Below are 14,727 nucleotides of genomic sequence, written 5' to 3'. Positions count from 1 at the left end.
CCTCATAGCGTGATGGCCTGCATGACCTTCGGTTCGATCACGTCGACCCCCGGTAGCCCGGCGCGCAAGTCGTCGGCGTTCTGTTCCAGGATCGGGAAGGTGCCATAGTGGCAGGGGATCACAGTCTTGAAGTTGAAGTATCGCTTGGCGGCATAGGCGGCGCCCTTCATGTCCATGGTGAAATGGCCGCCCGCCGACAGGATACCGATGTCGGGTTTGTAATAATCCCCCATCCAGTCCATGTCAGCCATGATGTCGGTGTCGCCCGAGAGGTAGAGCATCTTGCCTTCGGACGCGATCATGAATCCAACCTCGGTCCCGCCGGTGCGAATGCCGTCGGGCGTGTTGAAGGTCGAGGAATGCGAGGCGGGGACCATCGACACCTTGATCCCGTTCAGGTCCACGGTGCCGCCCTTGTTGAAGCCGACGGTTTCAATGCCTTCGGTTTCTCCCCAATGGCCCATCAGGTCGTATTGACCCACAACCGGCACGCCCAGTTTCTTGGCCAGCGGCAGGACGTCAACCACATGGTCGAAATGCACATGGGTCAGCAGGATGTGGGTCGCGCCTGCGATGGCGGCGTTGTGTTGATCCTCGGGCAGGGCGGGGTTGCCGGTCAGCCAGGGGTCGATCAACAGAACCTGTCCTGCGGTTTCAATGCGAAAGCTGCCGTGTCCCAGCCAGATAATTTCCATAGTTGAATCTCCGATTGCAGTTGGCCCGATTTCTCTTGGCGTGAGCCTAACACCGGTTACATAGAAATCTATGGATTGGTTGCAGAAAATCGATGGGTACTGCGAGCGGCTGGGGCCAGAGTACTGGGCAGAGCCGGTGAATGCGGTGACCAATGCGGCCTTTGTTGTGGCCGCTTTGATCATGTGGAGGCGAACGCAAGGGATCGCGATTGCGCGGCTGTTGGTTGCCATTTTGGCGGTCATTGGGGTGGGGAGTTATCTGTTCCACACCCACGCGCAGGTCTGGGCGGCAATGGCGGATGTGGCACCGATTTTGCTGTATATTCTGGTCTACATCTATGCGGTGAACCGCCATGTCTGGGGCCTGCGGGTGTGGCCTGCGGTTGGGGTGACGGTGCTGTTCTTTCCCTATGCGGCCGCGACCGTGCCCTTGTTCCAGATGGTGCCGGGGCTGGGTGGGTCAGCGGCTTATGCGCCGGTGCCGCTGCTGATCTACATCTACGCCCTTGCCCTGCGTCGGGGTATGCCTGAAACAGCGCGTGGGTTGGCCATCGGGGCCACGATCCTTGTTGCGTCGATCATGTTTCGTGCGCTGGACGAGCCGATTTGTGGGGCCTGGCCGATGGGGACGCATTTCATGTGGCATATCCTCAATGGGATCATGCTGGGCTGGATGATCGAGGTTTTGCGGCGGCATGTGCTAGGCTTTAATGCGCCTGCGCAAAGTCCTGAATGATCTGTCTGAGATCGGCGGATAGGGCACTCTCCAAATCGTCAAAGATGGCATTGCCGTACATGCCCGACAGGGTCGGGGCCGAGATCGCAAAATACTGGATTGCTCCGATCAATTGGTAGAGCCCAGCCAGCGCTTCGACGCGGCTGGCATTCTGCCAGCGCGGGGTTTGCATGGCCAGATCCATGAGGCGGTCGAGATAGGGTCTGATTGGCCAGCTGCGTGCTTGTGCGTCGCTGTCCAGCAGGGCGCGGACGACAAGGCGTGCGTCTTGGGGGGTCGAGATCGCAGTGGCGGCGTAGGCTTCAAAGTAGGCGATCAGGCGGGCCGATGGGGTGGGGGCCTTGATCGCGTCGATCTCTGCGAGCAACCGGCCCGCCAACCGGTTGAGCACCTCGCCGTAGAGCCGTTCTTTGGAGCGAAAATAATGCAGAACGGCCTGTTTGGTGACACCTGCGTCTTTTGCCACCAATGCCAGCGATACCCCATGAAACCCAAGCTCGGAAAAGCGTTTGGTGGCAAGGTTCAGGTATCTGTCGGCGGGGTCGGGCTTGGTGATCATCGGGGCTCCTTTGCCGTTCAACATACACCAACTTCTTGACGCCTTACCAGTTGGTAAGTTACTTACCGATTGGTAAGGTATCTGTGCAGCGGGGGAGGGAGCCACCATGGATCGCAGCGAAGAGATCAGGTTAATTCGCGAAATCATCGGTCTGGCCGAGCAAAAGTCGGCCTATCTGGATGAAACGATCAGCCATTCGCCCATCTCGCGGTATTCCAGCCCGGATCGATTTGCGCGCGAAGAGGCGGCGCTGTTCCGGCGCCAACCGGTTGTGGCGGCGCATTCGGGCGAGTTGGCCGGGCCCGAGAGCTTTGTGACGCGTTTGGTTATGGGATTGCCGGTGCTTTTGGTACGTGATGGCGCGGGAAAGGTGCGTGCGTTTCTAAACGTCTGTCGGCATCGCGGGGCCAAGTTGGAACGGGACGCGACGGGGTGCAAACGGGTGTTTACCTGCCCCTACCACGGTTGGAGCTGGACCAATCAGGGAGATCTGCGCGCTGTGCCCCAAGAGCAGCAGGGGTTCCCGGATTTGCCGCGTGCGGAACGTGGGCTGCGACGTCTGCCTGTGGCAGAGGCGCATGGGTTCATCTGGATCATCGCCAATCCCGAAATAAGCGGGCCGCTGAATATAGACGATTGGTTGGGGCCGGTTTCTGATGATCTTGGCTGGCTGGACTTGGCGAACCACAAGATCGCGGTCGAGACCACGATTGAAGTCAAGGCGAACTGGAAGGTTCTGGTCGAAGGTGGGATCGAGGCCTATCATTTCCGGGTGGCGCACGCGAAAACCATCGCGCCCTTTTTCCCCGACAACCTGTCGACCTATTGCTGCTTTGGTCCACACATCCGTACGGTCCTGCCACGCACAACCATGCCGGATCTTGCGAACACGCCTGAGGCCGAATGGCAGATCCGCAGAGACTCCAATGTCGTCTATACCGTGATTCCTACGACGCAGTTTTTGGTGCAGCAGGATCATGTTGTCTGGATCAACGCCCAGCCCCGCGCGCAGGATCACACCACGCTGCGCATTGCCACATTGGCCCCGGCGAGCAGGCTTGACGGCGACGAGATGCAGGCCCATTGGGTGCGCAATCAGAAGATCACGATGGCGACTCTGATCGAAGATTTCGACCTGGGCGAAGAGATTCAGTCCGGCTTTGCCTCTGGCGGAAACCCGAGCCATTTGTTTGGGCGGTTTGAGGGGGCGTTGAACAGGTTTAACCTTACGGTCGAGGAGCTGATGGCGGGCTGATCGACCCCTGTCAATTTCACGAAAATCAAGAAATATTGCCCAATTTCAAACACAAAACCTCTCTATCCATGGTTGCATTCAAACCTGACAGAGGCGTGTTCCCGTGTCCTATTCCTATGATTTCGATATGTTTTCCATCATGCCCGATGATGTGCGGCAGGAATTTCAAGGCGCTTTGAACGATATTGGCTGTGGGCATATGTTCAGCGAACAGGTGGCCCTGTTCCGTGATCCCGCTCTGGCCGAGGCTCTGGCCGGCGCGGACGAAGACATCAAGCAGATGTTTCTGGATTCGGGCTTTGGCCTCAACGTCTATCACAGTGGTGCACCCGCAGGCCGGTTTCCGGCCCGCGATGAAAACGCCCGCAACGCCTGTGTCAGCCGGTTGGCCGATAACATGGGCAAGGTCGAAAACCTGAAAGGGCGTGATTGGGGGGGCTTTGATGTGGTTGCATTCCTGGACTACTACCAGTCCGCTGAGCCCATGGATGAGGTCGAGATTGCGGCCCTTCATCAGGACCTGGCCCGGCAAGCCCGCACATACAAGGTGCGCCGCCGTATGGCGCAGGCCGGTCTGGCGCTGGGCTGTACCATGGTGGTTGGCGCGGCTGCTGCGATGGTGTTGTAATCTCGTTTAAAGGCCGCGCCTTGGCGGCGCGTGCCCAATGGAATACTGAAACGCTCCGACGGGGAGCGGTTTGTTCTGGCCTTTCGTTGCCATGAGGATTTCTGTCTTTCACAACGCTTGGAAATGGTCTGGGTTCGCCTAGCACTGGCAATAGGAAACGCTGTCAGTGTTGCCTTGATTGTTTGATGAGTGCGGAACGCACGAAGATGCCGTATTACTGTCCCCAACAGGGATGTATTGCGGGGGCATTTGATGGACCATTTCGGGCGATTTCTTTTGGCGCGGCCCTATTGGCTGATCATCGTTGTTTTGATTGCCCTCGTTGGTCTGCCTACAGCGATTTGGCTGGACCTGCGCAACCTCACCGATGAAACGCTCCGTCGGCAAGCGAGCAGCCTGAACGGTATCATCTCGTCGGTGCGAACGTATTATGCCACAAACGTTGTGTCGCGCGTGGTGAACTCGGATGCTGAGACGCAGGCGCTGCACAATTATCTTGATGTCAGTGGCGCGATTCCGATCCCGGCGACGCTGTCGCTTGAACTGGGGGAGAAGATCGGAACAGCAGAAGGCGACGTTGAGTATCGCTTTGTCTCTGATTATGCGTTCGCCAATCGGCCACCACACAAGCTTGATGCATTTGAACGCGATGCGTTGACCAGATTTCGCACTGATCCACAGGGGCAGGATTTCGCTGTCAATTCGACGGGAAGTATTTGGAATCGAGAGATAACCCTGGCGACGCCTGTGGTTATGGCCGGAGGCTGTGTCAGCTGCCACAACTCTCATGCGGAAAGCCCCAAAAAGGATTGGAAGGTTGGCGATATTCGCGCCTTGCAGACCGTTACCGTCCGCCAGCCTGTTGCTTTGAATCTGTGGTCGTTCAAGTGGCTGCTTCTTTATTTCGCGGCGGCCGGAACTGCGGGCTTTTTCTTTGCTATTCTGCAATACAAGCTCGCGGGCAGTTTCAGCCGGATGAATGATGAACTGACCGCAAACAATGAGTTTTTGGCGGGCATATCGTTGAAGATTTCCAAATACCTGTCTCCGCAGGTCTACAGGTCGATATTTTCCGGCGAAAAGGACGTTCTGATCTCTACCGAACGGAAGAAGCTGACCGTCTTCTTTTCTGACATCAAAGACTTCACCGCGACAACCGAACGCATGCAGCCCGAAGAGTTGACAGCACTGTTGAACGAGTATTTTACGGAAATGTCCCGCATCGCCGAAGCCCACGGTGCGACAATCGACAAATTCATCGGTGACGCAATAGTTGCTTTTTTTGGTGACCCGGAAACGAAAGGCACGGCCGAAGATGCACGCGCCTGCGTGCGCATGGCTTTGGATATGCAGCGGCGGTTGGCCGAGTTGGCCGAAGTTTGGAGTCAAAAGGGGCTGGAGCATCCGTTCAAAGCCCGAATGGGGATGAACACAGGGTATTGCAACGTGGGGAACTTTGGGTCCGACGAGCGCATGGACTATACGATCATCGGTGCCGAAGCGAATTTGGCGGCGCGGCTTGAAAGTATTGCGGAACCCGGCGGGATCGTGATGAGTTACGAGACTTACGCACATGTGCGTGACATCATCGAGGCAGAGCCGTCCGAAGCCGTTCATTTCAAAGGAATCGCACGCGAAATCACCCCATACCACGTAAAGGAAATTCAGGTTTCTGACGTCGCGCAGGCCGCTCTCCGACAGGGGGAGGAAGGCAGCACGCTGACAGTGGATTTGGCATCCCTTGATGAACCCACGCGGGCGCAGGTTCGCTCGGCCATCCGGGCCGCGCTTGTCAAAGCCCAGAACCCTGATACGGCTGGTTGACGACGTGTGTTGCTTGGTTGGGTCGCTGATCTCAAGCCCCTAAGAGAGCGGTAACCGCCGTCTCTTGTGTACATGTGACCTTGCGGCCTTTGGGCGAGGGCGGTAAATGCCTGTCTGACGCGATATTGAGGGTTCCCATGTCGATTGACCAAAGCACCGCCGCCAAGGTGGCCAAACTGGCCCGGATCAAGGTCGAGGATGACGCGCTGCCGGCGCTGGCCTCGGAATTCAACACGATCCTTGGATTCATCGAGCAGCTGAACGAAGTGGATGTCGAGGGGGTCGAACCGATGACCTCGGTCACGCCGCAACGCCTGAAGCGCCGTGAAGACGTGGTGAATGATGGCAGCCAGCAGGAGAAGGTGCTGGCCAATGCGCCGGACGCCCGCGAGGGTTTTTTCGCCGTGCCGAAAGTGGTGGAGTAAGACATGAGTGACCTGAACAAACTGGGCCTGGCCGAGGCCCGCGACCTGCTGCGCAAGGGTGAAACCACCAGCGTCGAGCTGACCGAAAGCTGCTTGAGCGCCATTGATGCCGCTGACGCGCTGAACGCCTTTGTGCACAAGACACCAGAGATCGCTTTGGAGCGTGCCAAGGCGGCGGATGCCCGTATTGCTGAAGGTGACGCGCCCGCGATGTGCGGTCTGCCGATCGGTATCAAGGATCTGTTCTGCACCAAGGGTGTCGACAGCCAGGCTGCTAGTCGCATCCTGAAAGGGTTCAAACCCGAATACGAATCCACTGTCAGCCAGAATCTGGTCGACGCAGGCGCTGTCATGTTGGGCAAACTGAACATGGACGAATTCGCGATGGGTTCGTCAAACGAAACCAGCGTTTATGGCGATGTCGTCAATCCCTGGCGTCGTGGCGATGACGAGGCGGCGCTGACACCGGGCGGGTCGTCCGGTGGCTCGGCCTCGGCTGTGGCAGCTGACCTGTGTCTGGCGGCAACCGGCACCGACACCGGCGGTTCAATTCGTCAGCCTGCGGCATTCACCGGCATCACCGGCATCAAGCCCACCTATGGCCGCTGCTCGCGGTGGGGTGTGGTGGCCTTTGCCAGTTCGTTGGATCAGGCCGGTCCGATGACCAAAAACGTGCGTGATGCTGCCATCATGCTTGAGGCGATGTGCAGCCATGACCTCAAGGACAGCACCAGCGCCGATCTGGCGGTGCCGAACTTCGAGGCGATGCTGACCGGCGACATCAAGGGCAAGAAAATCGGTATCCCAAAAGAATACCGCATGGACGGGATGCCGGGTGAGATCGAAAAGCTGTGGTCTGAAGGCGCAGAAATGCTGAAAGCAGCAGGGGCCGAGATCGTCGATATCTCGCTGCCGCACACGAAATACGCGTTGCCTGCATACTATGTGATTGCTCCGGCCGAGGCGTCGTCGAACCTGGCGCGCTATGATGGTGTACGCTATGGCCACCGCGCGACGCTGGAGGCGGGCGACGGTATCACCGAGATGTATGAAAAGACCCGCGCCGAAGGGTTCGGCCCTGAGGTGCAGCGCCGTGTCATGATTGGCACTTATGTGCTGTCGGCGGGCTTTTATGACGCCTATTACAACCGCGCGCGCCGGGTTCGCACCCTGATCAAGAAAGACTTTGAGGATGTGTTTGCTGCGGGCATCGACGCAATCCTGACGCCTGCGACGCCGTCGGCGGCCTTTGGACTGGGCGAAATGACGGATGCCGATCCGGTGCAGATGTACCTGAACGACGTCTTTACGGTCACCGTGAACCTGGCTGGTTTGCCCGGTATCGCTGTGCCTGCTGGTGTGGATAAGCAGGGTCTGCCCCTGGGGCTGCAGCTGATCGGACGACCGTGGGAAGAGGGTGATCTGCTCAATACCGCCTATGCCCTCGAAGCTTCGGCGGGCTTTGTAGCCAAACCGTCGAAATGGTGGTAAGGCTGCTGCCCAAGTAAGAGCAAAAAACGGCAGGATAGCAGCCATGCGCCCATATCTTTTGATCCCCGTTATGGGGGTTCTTGCAGCTTGTAGCCCGCAGATACCCGATTCCGCAGCAGGTGTCGGGTTTGGTCCATCGCCCGAACAGGCCGCCCGTGAAGCGGCGCTGTCGGGGGAAACGGTGAATGGGGATCCCCTGATCCCGGCCTCGGCCGTATCGTCGGAAACCCTGCCCGCCGGGAGCTCGCAAGTGGGCATTCCCGCGCAGGAACAGGGTCTGTTTACCAATGCGACGACCTCAACAGCCGTGGCGTCGACTGTGGCGCCGACAACGCCGTCTTCGACGGCAGTTGCCAGCAGTTCGACGCTGACCGCACAGGACATTGCCAACGAGACTCAGGCCGCCCTGACGGCTGCTGCCCAGAATTCGGGCGAAGCTCCGTTACAGGCCAGCCCGTCGAACCCAGCCCCGCAAACTGCTGGCAGCACGTCGATTTCGGACGAGCAGGATTTTGCGGCGGTTTCCAGCCGCCAGTCGATCGAAAGCGATGCTCAGCGGATTGCGCGCAACAAGGAGCAGTATCAGCTGGTCACTCCGACAGCGATCCCGCAACGAGATGGGGATGCGCAACCCAACATTGTCAGCTACGCTTTGCGCACCAGCAACCCGCGTGGGGTTCAGATCCACAGCCGCTCGGGGTTCAACCTGAAGGCCAAGTCGCAGCGCAACTGCGCTGCCTATGCTTCGTCCGATCAGGCCCAGATCGAGTTTCTGTCCATGGGTGGCCCGGAGCGTGACCGCAAGAGTCTGGATCCAGACGGCGATGGTTATGCCTGCAGCTGGGATCCTGCGCCGTTCCGCCGTGCCGTCCAAAACTGAGGCGGCGGTTGATGCCAAGGGCGCGATTTGGCGCCCTTCGCCGAACTTTGGCTCGCGCCGGGATGGTCTGACACCAACCCTGGTGGTTATCCACTACACCGCGATGAACAACGCAGAGGCGGCATTGGACCGCTTGTGCGACGCTGCTGCCGAGGTTTCGGCGCATTACTTGATCGGACCGGATGGCACCCTGTGGCAGATGGTGCGCGAAGCAGATCGCGCCTGGCATGCCGGGGCAGGGGAGTGGCATGGCCAGTGTGACATCAACTCGCGCTCGGTCGGGATCGAGCTCGACAATCGCGGCGATCATCCCTTCGCCGAGCCGCAGATGGCGGCGCTGGAGCGCTTGCTGCCGCAGATCCTGTCTCGGTGGGGGATCGCGTCGGGGGGGGTGATTGGCCATTCCGACATGGCTCCGGGGCGCAAATTTGATCCCGGCCCACGGTTCGATTGGGAGCGCCTGGAGCGCCAGAACCTGGCAGGGGGGCGGGCCCAAGGCGAGATGCTGGTAGAGGCCTCTGTAGGCGAATTTCGCAGGCTGGCCCGTGATGAAGGGTTCACCTCTGACGTGGATGACGAGAGACTCCTGGACGCCGTGCGCCTCAGGTATCGGCCCTGGGGTCGTGGTCCACTTTGTCGCGAAGACGTCGCTGCTATATCCCGCGCAACGCTTTCAACCTAATCCCTTCTATTACTTTCGAACACGCCTGTCCTGCGAAACACGAGGTTTGATCGCGGAAGCGCTCCCGCCCGTCGTTCGTGCATCAAAGATGCCCTCCTCCCGTTGGGCCGAGCCGCCGCGCTTCGCGCGGCGGCGGGCGCTGTGCCGTACCCGGTTCGATAAGGGACGCAACCGAAACCACAGGCGGGACCGCGCCGAGCCGAAGGCGAGGCGCCCGGCCCAAAGCCGCTAGCGGCGCTGGCGCAGCCAGGGTCGCTCGGGTGCGGGAGCGTCCCCGTCAATTTGTGACCCTCCATCACCTCTTGACGCCCGCCCTATCACCGCATACCCAGCCGCTTGCGCGGAGGGCCGGATGGCCGCGGGTGGGGCGTGTCCCTCCCGAGGAAAGTCCGGACTCCATGAAGCAACGGTGCCGGGTAACGCCCGGGCAGGGAAACCTGACGGAAAGCGCCACAGAAATGAAACCGCCCGGTCTGTCAAAGGTTCGCCTTTGGCAAAACTAGGGTAAGGATGAAACGGTGGGGTAAGAGCCCACCGCGCCCTTGGCAACAGGGGTGGCACGGCAAGCCCCACCTGGAGCAATGCCAAATAGGACCCCCGCGCGGGCCTGTGTCGGCCCTGGTCGATACCGCCGCTAGGCGCGCTTCAGCCGAGAGGGGTCGGGTTGGCAGCTCGAGCCACGCAGCAATGTGTGGCCTAGATGAATGGTCATCGACGGGGGCAACCCCAGAACAGAATCCGGCTTACAGGCCCTCCGCGCATTTTTCTGTAACCCGAGAAGACAGGATATCCATTAACTGCCGGGCGGAGTGTACCCGTCGGTCAGAGATGCGGCCTTGCTGGCAATTTCCGCGAAGTCCGCGCTGCTCCATGCGCGCACGGTTTCGACATTTTGGACACTCCCCGATACAGCGACGGCCATGCCCAAAGCAACGGTGTCGGTACCGTCGACAGCTTCGCTGACCATGACGACATCATTTGAACCGGTCGTGAAGTAGAGCGCCACGACCTTGGCTCCCACTTTGTCCATGAGCGCCTGAATGGCCGGTCCGCGATCTTCGGGTTTGGCAAGCAGGCCTTGCAGGCCGGATGTCGAGTATGAGGCGTAGGTGATAAAAAGTGGCATGGTACCCTCCTTTTTGGGTTTGGTGGACTTGGCTTGTTCTTTAGGTGCTACGGTGCCCGTCACAGCGTCGAAAATGTGGCGGTCCCAATCAGATAGAGGCCGCAGCAAACAAGCGCGGCCCCGGTGGCATAGGACAGCCAACGGCCGTGCGGTGTGATCTTTTCAAGGCCGACATAGATCGCAATCCCCGCGATCCAGTAGAGATTCATTACCCCGCCGACAAAGAGCAGGGCCATCAGCGCCCAGCAACAACCCAGGCAATACAGCCCGTGATCTGCGCCGGTCACAAAGGCCCCTGACAGACCAGGGCGGCGATGCTCGGCCAGGAAATGGGCCGGTGAACGACAATGACGCAGGCAGGCGTCCTTGAACGCCGTGAATTGATAGAGACCGGCAGCTAACAACAAGGCACCTGCCGCGCCCTTGGACTTGAGCGTCATCATTGGGCCATCGGATAACCCGGCGGCTTCAAGCCCCCACTGCGCCCCTGTTGCCCCAAGGCTGAAGATGCCCCAGGTTACGAGGTATCCGGCCAAGAACAGCCCTGTGAATGCGCCCGCCCGTGGCCCGTCCGGGCCCATTTTCTTGATCGCAGCAAACAGCAACACAGTCGGTGCGGCGCTTGGGGTCATCATGGCGATCATCATCACCCACCACATCAGGAAGATGACCAGGGCATGAAGCACGGTCCAGGGCGCGTTGGGGCCCATGGTCATTGGCTCGCCGATCGGGCGCGCCATGCGTGTCATCTCGGCGGCCGACATGTTCATGCCGACCCCGACCACGGTGTAGGCGGCAGAGAGACAGATAACCAGAGAGAGGCTGATCAGAACGATTGCCTTGTCCCGCCTGACCAATTGTTCAATGCGCTCAGACGCGACAACGCCCGTTTTTCGTGTCATGACAGGAAACCTGTCAGGCTCTTACAACCCCGTCCCCACTGAGGTGCAACCTGGCAAAATGAGCATGCGTGCCGTTGTTCTTCAGCAACGCAATGCTGCCGCCAGAGGTCTTGGTCCGCCCTTGCGCGGCCTCAGCCTGCGCAAATTCGAACCCATGCGGAAGATCAATGCGAACCCGATGCGGTTCACCGGAAACAACGTTGGCCAGGGGCTGTCCTTCGACCTCAAGTATGCCGTCAACGGTGGCTTTCCCAATCCGGCTTTCCCGGTCGATGTCGATCGCGATATGTGCAGAGAGTGTCTCGTGTTTAGTTGGGCACATCGCGCCGAACACAAACCACATCGTCGCCATCTCCTGGGTGTCGCCGCCCGACATGATCGTCTCAAGCGCCGCTTTTTGCGACGCGGTGGCATTGGAATCGATGATCAATTGCATCTCGCCATTGCCCTCGTGAATGGGGCCGGGCCACTTGTAGACTGTTGCTGCCTTCAAGCCGCCAAGCTCGACATCACCGTGATGGCCGCTCTCGATGTCATAGACGACAGCTGCTTCGCAGGTTCCGTCCGTCGGCAGTACACTAAACTGGCATGGGCAACCAAAATTGCAGTTGCAGTTGGCCATTTCTTCGCCGGTAATCGTCCAATTCGTCATAACAATTCCCCCAATAGAAAGCGCGGTAAAATCACCGCTACTGCTCGCACTTTCATTGCCTGAAGCGCGGCCTCGTGCCGTTGTTAGGGTCGGCTTGATGTATTGGGTCGTGAGGGAGGTGTATCACATATCCGTGATCTTGCCTAATCCGGGTGGGATCAGGGCGAATGGATCAAGAGCAGGAAATGCGATTTGCTGCACCAAGAGTACGATTCTGGTGTTGACTCGCAGGCCCGGACAGGTAAAAGCGCACGCTCATAGGAATTCAACCGAAAGGCCCGCGCCTTTTGGGCTCAGGAGAGAACTCATGGCGAAGCCGACGACCATCAAGATCCGTCTGAACTCGACCGCAGGCACCGGCCACTTCTACGTGACCAAGAAAAACGCCCGCACCATGACCGAAAAAATGGTTGTGCGTAAGTACGACCCGGTCGCGCGCAAGCACGTCGAGTACAAGGAAGGCAAGATCAAGTAAGACCTACTGATCTGGACCAATCCTGAAAAAGGGTCACGTTAGCGCGTGACCCTTTTTCTTTTGTTCAGGCCTTGGAGGGCGCTCATGCATGTCAGGGCAACAACCCGCGAGGATCTGGCCGCCGTTGATGCGTTGTTGGCCCGGTCCTATCCCAAGCTGCTCAAGGATGATTATCCGCCCTCGGTTCTGGTGACAGCGCTGCCATTGATCTCGCGGGCGCAGCCGAACTTGCTGCGCAGCGGCACCTATTATCTGGTTGAAACAGGCGCGCGCCGACTTTTGGGCGCAGGCGGCTGGAGCAGGGACCAGCAGGTGAGAGACCTGGGCCATATTCGACATGTCGTGACCGATGCGACGGTCACACGGCGCGGGGTGGGGCGGCTGTTGCTGGGGTATGCGCTGAGCGAGGCACGCGCGCAGGGTATCGTACAGATGGAGTGCTGGTCGACCTTCACCGCCGAGCCATTTTACCACGCCATGGGCTTTGAGACGGTTGGGCCGATTGATGTGCCTTTGCAACCCGGAATCACCTTCCCTGCAATCCGAATGAAACAGCGCTTGCTATGAGGGGTTGGCAAACGCTAGCCTGTGGGCGTCTGCCACAAAACTCTGCTGCAAAGTTCTGACACCCATGAAAAAAATTCTGCTGCCCGCCTGTCTTGCCGTTCTGTCGTTGTCTGCCTGTAGCGGACTGTTCGTGCGCGAGGGGGTCGGGTTCACCGGGATCGACGGGGAACCCAAGACATTTAGCGAGGCCAAAGGGTCGGCAGATTATGTTGCCCGGCGCGCCTCGGTGCCGACACAGCTGGCGTCTTTGCCGCCCGTGCGCTTGCGCGCCGAGAGTTCGGACATTGGGGCCTTGGCAGGGGCTGCGCTGGAGGCCGGAGGGCGCACGCCCGCAAATGCGGCTGAGGTCGGCGAACAGGATCGCACCCTCTATTTGAGCACGGTTGAAGTGAACGGGGTGTTGTTCGCCGTTCTGCGCACTCCTGAAGGGGACAACATCCGAATGGAGCGCGGCGCAGGAGATACGTTCCTGGCATCCGTGCCCCGCCTGACCGGGTGTCTGGCAAACGGCCCCGCCTACCAAAGGGGCCGGGCCGGACGGCGCACGACGGCTTATGCCGTGCCGCTCAACTGCAGCTAGGTTCAGCTCGCCACTCCGCATAGACCGATTGAGGTGTTAACCCTGCGTTGGCCATCAGCTTTGCCGAGGCGTCGTTGAAGCTTGCAAATTTGATGGTGTGGATTGCTGTTCTAGTTTCTTTCTAGCGCTCTGTCATTGCTTCATTCGATGCGCGCCATCGGCATCGACCCAGTATCGAACCAGTACCGTCTCGGTAACAATGCATGGTCGTACCGTGCAGCGCGCCAGAGCGTCACACCAGCGTCTTGACCTTGTCTGTCAGCGGTCGGTCGCGTTCAAGCCAAGAGAGCGAACGATCATCGGGTATCCATTTCTGGAAAAAGAGTGGGCAAAGAAAAAGGGCGGGTTCGATGTGAACCCGCCCATTCGGAATTTGGTGTGATGGGGTGCGCTTATTCGCGGTTTCCAAACAGCTGGAGCAGGAACATGAACATGTTGATGAAGTCCAGATAGAGGCTCAGCGCGCCCATGATGGCGGCTTTGCCCAGCCATTCTTGGTCGCCCGAATGGGCCATCTGCAGGTAGGTATTCTTGATCTGCTGGGTGTCGTAAGCGGTCAGACCGGCAAAGATCAAAACACCAAGTGCCGAGATAGCCAGCGTCACGATCGACGAGCCAAGGAAGATGTTCACGATCGACGCCACAATCAGGCCGATCACACCCATGATCAGGAAGGTGCCCATGGCCGACAGGTCTTTTTTGGTGGTGTAACCCACCAGCGAAAGACCGGCAAAGGCGATCGAGGTGATCAGAAAGACCTGGATGATCGACTGGCCGGTGAAGACCAGGAAGATCGAGCTGATCGACAGACCCATAACTGCTGCGAAGACATAGAACACCAGCTGTGCAGCAGAGGCCGACAGGCGGTTGATCCCGGCGCTGAAGCCAAAGATGAACAGCAGGGGGGCGAACATGATGACGTATTTCAGAGCCGAGCCGTAGATCGTGTAACCAAATGAGGTCAGGTACTTATCCGCGCTCAGCTGAGCAGCAGCCAGCGACGGGTCGGTGGTCACGGCCAGGCCGGAGATGGCCCAGGCAGCGGCAAATGTGATGAGCATGCCCACGGACATGGTGCCGTAGACTTTGTTCATGTGGGCGCGCAGGCCCGCGTCAATCTCGGCCGTGCGCGCGCCTGCGGCCGTCCGGATTGTGTCGAATTGTGCCATAAAGGGTCTCCATTCCATAATCTTGTGGCCGTTCGGCAGAAACCGTCGGCTTTCTATGTGAATATCGGAGAGGTTGGCTGA

At 59.1% G+C, this 14,727-nt stretch carries 17 protein-coding genes and 1 other RNA gene; 12 read left to right on the top strand and 6 right to left on the bottom strand.

Going from position 1 to position 14,727, the window contains the following annotated elements:
• Positions 1-2: 2 nt before the first annotated feature.
• Complete coding sequence (locus G6R15_RS01775) at positions 3-695, bottom strand: metal-dependent hydrolase (RefSeq protein WP_164658072.1); 693 nt, start codon at positions 693-695, stop codon at positions 3-5.
• Between the two features lie 70 nt (positions 696-765).
• Between G6R15_RS01775 and G6R15_RS01770 the strand changes: the two genes are divergently transcribed.
• The gene (locus G6R15_RS01770; protein WP_164658071.1) at positions 766-1,431 is read left to right on the top strand and encodes a ceramidase domain-containing protein; all 666 of its coding nucleotides are present in this window, start codon (positions 766-768) and stop codon (positions 1,429-1,431) included.
• Here G6R15_RS01770 and G6R15_RS01765 read toward each other — a convergent pair.
• Positions 1,403-1,990 (bottom strand): TetR/AcrR family transcriptional regulator, encoded by a 588-nt coding sequence (locus G6R15_RS01765; RefSeq protein WP_164658070.1) that lies wholly within the window; start codon positions 1,988-1,990, stop codon positions 1,403-1,405. The genes G6R15_RS01770 and G6R15_RS01765 overlap by 29 nt on opposite strands.
• Before the next feature lie 106 nt (positions 1,991-2,096).
• Between G6R15_RS01765 and G6R15_RS01760 the strand changes: the two genes are divergently transcribed.
• From G6R15_RS01760 to rnpB, 8 genes are all read left to right on the top strand, one after another.
• Positions 2,097-3,245, top strand: a complete 1,149-nt coding sequence (locus G6R15_RS01760; RefSeq protein WP_164658069.1) for an aromatic ring-hydroxylating dioxygenase subunit alpha — start codon at positions 2,097-2,099, stop codon at positions 3,243-3,245.
• A gap of 103 nt (positions 3,246-3,348) precedes the next feature.
• Entirely contained in the window at positions 3,349-3,873 is a 525-nt protein-coding gene (locus G6R15_RS01755) for a hypothetical protein (protein ID WP_164658068.1), read from the top strand.
• A 252-nt stretch (positions 3,874-4,125) separates the two neighbouring features.
• The gene (locus G6R15_RS01750) at positions 4,126-5,697 is read left to right on the top strand and encodes an adenylate/guanylate cyclase domain-containing protein (RefSeq protein ID WP_164658067.1); all 1,572 of its coding nucleotides are present in this window, start codon (positions 4,126-4,128) and stop codon (positions 5,695-5,697) included.
• 137 nt (positions 5,698-5,834) lie between these two features.
• Positions 5,835-6,122 (top strand): Asp-tRNA(Asn)/Glu-tRNA(Gln) amidotransferase subunit GatC, encoded by a 288-nt coding sequence (gene gatC, locus G6R15_RS01745; protein WP_164658066.1) that lies wholly within the window; start codon positions 5,835-5,837, stop codon positions 6,120-6,122.
• Positions 6,123-6,125: 3 nt separating this feature from the next.
• On the top strand, positions 6,126-7,613 hold the full coding sequence (gene gatA / locus G6R15_RS01740) for an Asp-tRNA(Asn)/Glu-tRNA(Gln) amidotransferase subunit GatA (RefSeq protein WP_164658065.1): 1,488 nt from the start codon (positions 6,126-6,128) through the stop codon (positions 7,611-7,613).
• A 43-nt stretch (positions 7,614-7,656) separates the two neighbouring features.
• A complete protein-coding gene (locus tag G6R15_RS01735) occupies positions 7,657-8,493 on the top strand; it encodes a hypothetical protein (protein ID WP_164658064.1) in 837 nt (278 codons plus the stop codon).
• On the top strand, positions 8,477-9,175 hold the full coding sequence (locus G6R15_RS01730; protein WP_240336642.1) for an N-acetylmuramoyl-L-alanine amidase: 699 nt from the start codon (positions 8,477-8,479) through the stop codon (positions 9,173-9,175). Before G6R15_RS01735 ends, G6R15_RS01730 begins: the two co-directional genes overlap by 17 nt.
• A 340-nt stretch (positions 9,176-9,515) precedes the next feature.
• Positions 9,516-9,937, top strand: an RNA gene (rnpB, locus tag G6R15_RS01725) — RNase P RNA component class A.
• A 31-nt stretch (positions 9,938-9,968) separates the two neighbouring features.
• Here the strand turns inward: rnpB and G6R15_RS01720 are convergent.
• Genes G6R15_RS01720 through G6R15_RS01710 form a run of 3 tightly spaced genes read right to left on the bottom strand, consistent with a single transcriptional unit; the run spans position 9,969 to position 11,855 of the window.
• Positions 9,969-10,301 carry a GYD domain-containing protein gene (locus G6R15_RS01720; RefSeq protein WP_164658062.1) on the bottom strand — a complete coding sequence of 111 codons (333 nt, stop codon included), beginning with the start codon at positions 10,299-10,301 and terminating at the stop codon, positions 9,969-9,971.
• A 59-nt stretch (positions 10,302-10,360) separates the two neighbouring features.
• On the bottom strand, positions 10,361-11,203 hold the full coding sequence (locus G6R15_RS01715; protein ID WP_164658061.1) for a DUF2182 domain-containing protein: 843 nt from the start codon (positions 11,201-11,203) through the stop codon (positions 10,361-10,363).
• Between the two features lie 13 nt (positions 11,204-11,216).
• Entirely contained in the window at positions 11,217-11,855 is a 639-nt protein-coding gene (locus G6R15_RS01710) for a DUF1326 domain-containing protein (RefSeq protein WP_164658060.1), read from the bottom strand.
• A 307-nt stretch (positions 11,856-12,162) separates the two neighbouring features.
• On the opposite strand from G6R15_RS01710, the gene rpmG reads away from it, so the two are divergent.
• The 3 genes from rpmG to G6R15_RS01695 all read left to right on the top strand — a co-directional run bounded on the left by rpmG (position 12,163) and on the right by G6R15_RS01695 (position 13,477).
• Positions 12,163-12,330 carry a 50S ribosomal protein L33 gene (gene rpmG, locus G6R15_RS01705; RefSeq protein ID WP_039682682.1) on the top strand — a complete coding sequence of 56 codons (168 nt, stop codon included), beginning with the start codon at positions 12,163-12,165 and terminating at the stop codon, positions 12,328-12,330.
• 84 nt (positions 12,331-12,414) lie between these two features.
• The gene (locus G6R15_RS01700) at positions 12,415-12,897 is read left to right on the top strand and encodes a GNAT family N-acetyltransferase (protein ID WP_164658059.1); all 483 of its coding nucleotides are present in this window, start codon (positions 12,415-12,417) and stop codon (positions 12,895-12,897) included.
• Positions 12,898-12,961: 64 nt separating this feature from the next.
• A complete protein-coding gene (locus G6R15_RS01695; RefSeq protein ID WP_164658058.1) occupies positions 12,962-13,477 on the top strand; it encodes a hypothetical protein in 516 nt (171 codons plus the stop codon).
• A gap of 392 nt (positions 13,478-13,869) precedes the next feature.
• On the opposite strand, the gene G6R15_RS01690 is transcribed toward G6R15_RS01695, so the two are convergent.
• On the bottom strand, positions 13,870-14,646 hold the full coding sequence (locus G6R15_RS01690) for a Bax inhibitor-1/YccA family protein (protein WP_164658057.1): 777 nt from the start codon (positions 14,644-14,646) through the stop codon (positions 13,870-13,872).
• Positions 14,647-14,727: the final 81 nt, after the last annotated feature.

The organism is Tropicibacter sp. Alg240-R139 (genome assembly GCF_900537075.1).
Classification (GTDB): Bacteria; Pseudomonadota; Alphaproteobacteria; order Rhodobacterales; family Rhodobacteraceae; genus Falsiruegeria.
Note: the sequence above shows the minus strand (reverse complement) of the source record. Positions and strands in the feature narration are given on the sequence as shown.

Bases quoted from the DNA above. Each gene is read 5' to 3' on its own strand.
- G6R15_RS01765 (WP_164658070.1), bottom strand. From the start codon at position 1,990: ATGATCACCAAGCCCGACCCCGCCGACAGATACCTGAACCTTGCCACC.
- G6R15_RS01770 (WP_164658071.1), top strand. From the start codon at position 766: ATGGATTGGTTGCAGAAAATCGATGGGTACTGCGAGCGGCTGGGGCCA.
- G6R15_RS01775 (WP_164658072.1), bottom strand. From the start codon at position 695: ATGGAAATTATCTGGCTGGGACACGGCAGCTTTCGCATTGAAACCGCA.
- G6R15_RS01735 (WP_164658064.1), top strand. From the start codon at position 7,657: ATGCGCCCATATCTTTTGATCCCCGTTATGGGGGTTCTTGCAGCTTGT.
- gatA (WP_164658065.1), top strand. From the start codon at position 6,126: ATGAGTGACCTGAACAAACTGGGCCTGGCCGAGGCCCGCGACCTGCTG.
- G6R15_RS01750 (WP_164658067.1), top strand. From the start codon at position 4,126: ATGGACCATTTCGGGCGATTTCTTTTGGCGCGGCCCTATTGGCTGATC.
- G6R15_RS01715 (WP_164658061.1), bottom strand. From the start codon at position 11,203: ATGACACGAAAAACGGGCGTTGTCGCGTCTGAGCGCATTGAACAATTG.
- G6R15_RS01695 (WP_164658058.1), top strand. From the start codon at position 12,962: ATGAAAAAAATTCTGCTGCCCGCCTGTCTTGCCGTTCTGTCGTTGTCT.
- rpmG (WP_039682682.1), top strand. From the start codon at position 12,163: ATGGCGAAGCCGACGACCATCAAGATCCGTCTGAACTCGACCGCAGGC.
- G6R15_RS01720 (WP_164658062.1), bottom strand. From the start codon at position 10,301: ATGCCACTTTTTATCACCTACGCCTCATACTCGACATCCGGCCTGCAA.
- G6R15_RS01700 (WP_164658059.1), top strand. From the start codon at position 12,415: ATGCATGTCAGGGCAACAACCCGCGAGGATCTGGCCGCCGTTGATGCG.
- gatC (WP_164658066.1), top strand. From the start codon at position 5,835: ATGTCGATTGACCAAAGCACCGCCGCCAAGGTGGCCAAACTGGCCCGG.
- G6R15_RS01690 (WP_164658057.1), bottom strand. From the start codon at position 14,646: ATGGCACAATTCGACACAATCCGGACGGCCGCAGGCGCGCGCACGGCC.
- G6R15_RS01710 (WP_164658060.1), bottom strand. From the start codon at position 11,855: ATGACGAATTGGACGATTACCGGCGAAGAAATGGCCAACTGCAACTGC.
- G6R15_RS01760 (WP_164658069.1), top strand. From the start codon at position 2,097: ATGGATCGCAGCGAAGAGATCAGGTTAATTCGCGAAATCATCGGTCTG.